Genomic DNA, 2044 nt, shown 5'->3' with positions numbered 1-2044 from the left:
CCACCGCCGCCTACCTGCACGGGATGACCGGCGCCGCCGACCTGGTGCTGGGCCTGGCCACGATGAGCCGGCTCGGCAGCGCAGCCCTGCGCACCCCGGGCACCGCCTCCGACGTCCTCCCGCTGCGCGTCGCCGCCGCACCCGGCACGCCCGTGGCGGAGCTGGCCCGGGCCGTCGCGGACGAACTGGAGGTCCTGCGCCGCCACCAGCGCTACCGGGGTGAGTTCCTCCGCCGCGACCTGGGGCTGCTGGGCACCGGACGCCGGCTGTACGGGCCGGTGCTCAACATCGTCCCGTTCGACGAGTCGCCGGTCTTCGGCGGTCACCCCACCACCTGGCACCACCTGTCCGGCGGAGCCGTCGACGACCTGCAGATCTCGGTGCGCCCCGGTGACCGCCCCGGCGAGCTGTGGCTGGCCTTCGACGCCAACCCCGCGCTGTACGAGGAGGACGAACTCGCCCTGCACCGCGACCGGTTCGTCACGCTGCTGCACCGGCTGGCCGAGGCGGAGCCGACGACACCGCTGCGCGACCTGGACCTCCTGCTGCCGGGCGAACACCCCCGCGACACCCCCGTACGCGCCTTTCCCGTCGAGCGGACCCTCACCGAGCTCTTCGAGGAGCGGGTGGCGACCGGTCCCGGGCGCACCGCCGTCACCTGCGGAGGCGAACGGCTCACGTACGCCGCACTCAACGCCGAGGCCAACCGCCTGGCCCGGCTGCTGACCGAGCACGGCGCCGGCCCGGGCCGGGTGGTGGCCCTGGCCCTGGAGCGCGGGACGCGGCTGCTGCCCGCCCTGCTGGCCGTGCTCAAGACCGGCGCCGCCTACCTGCCCCTGGACCCCGGTCACCCGGCCGAGCGGCTGCGGCTCGTCGTCGAGGACGCGGCCCCCGTCGTCCTCGTCACCGAGCAGGCCCACGTCCACCTCGCCGGGGACACCGTCCCCGCCGTCCTGCTGGACGATCCGGCGGTCGCGGCCGACCTCGCCCGCCGCTCCCACGCCGACCTGAGCGACGCCGACCGGCACGGGCCGGCGAACCCGTCCGACATCGCGTACATCATCCACACCTCCGGTTCCACCGGCCGCCCCAAGGGCGTGCCCGTCCCGCACGCGGCCGTCGTCCGGCTCTTCGCCGCCGCGGCCGAACACTTCGACTTCCGCGCCGACGACGTGTGGACGCTGTTCCACTCCTACGCCTTCGACTTCTCCGTCTGGGAGATCTGGGGCGCCCTGCTGCACGGCGGCCGGGTCGTCGTCGTGCCGTACTCCGTCAGCCGCTCGCCCGGGGAGTTCCTGGAGCTGCTGCACCACGAGGGCGTGACCGTCCTCAGCCAGACGCCGTCCGCGTTCGAGCAGCTCGTCGACGCCGACCTCGAACGGGGCCGGGACACGGGGGCGTTGCGTTACGTCGTCTTCGGCGGCGAGGCCCTGCGCCCGGCGCGGCTGCGCCCCTGGGCCGACCGGCACGGCCTGGACCGCCCGGCGCTGGTGAACATGTACGGCATCACCGAGACGACCGTGCACGTCACCCACCACCGCCTCACCCGGGCCGACCTGGACGACCCGCGCCGCGGCAGCGTCATCGGCACCCCCCTCGCCGACCTGCGCGTCCACCTCCTGGACCCCGTGGGACACCCGGTGCCGCCCGGCGCGACCGGCGAGATGTACGTCTCCGGAGCCGGCGTCGCCGCCGGGTACCTGAACCGGCCCGGGCTGACCGCGGAACGCTTCCTCGACGACCCCTACGGCCCGCCCGGCGCCCGCATGTACCGTTCCGGCGACCTGGCCCGGCGCCGCCCCGACGGCACGCTGGACTACCTCGGCCGCGCCGACGCCCAGATACAGCTGCGCGGCTTCCGCGTCGAACCCGGCGAGATCGAGGCCGTCCTCGCCGCCCACCCGGGCGTCGCGCGCGCCGCCGTCGTACCCCGCAGCTCCGGCAACGGCGCGCTGCACCTCGTCGCCTACACCGTCCCCGCGGGCGACGAACCCGTGAACTCCGCCGCACTGCGCGCACACGCCGCCGCCCACCTGCCCGAGCA

At 75.5% G+C, this 2044-nt stretch carries 1 protein-coding gene; it reads left to right on the top strand.

Translation table 11 applies throughout. The annotated features are described in order from the left end of the window. Positions 1 to 2044, top strand: a 2044-nt coding sequence (locus tag B7767_RS40940; protein ID WP_143652955.1) for an amino acid adenylation domain-containing protein, incomplete at both ends; no start/stop codon positions are given.

Source organism: Streptomyces sp. 13-12-16 (assembly GCF_002114215.1).
Classification (GTDB): Bacteria; Actinomycetota; Actinomycetes; order Streptomycetales; family Streptomycetaceae; genus Streptomyces.
The sequence above is the reverse complement of the archived record's forward strand: the minus strand, read 5'-3'. Positions and strand labels throughout refer to the sequence as shown.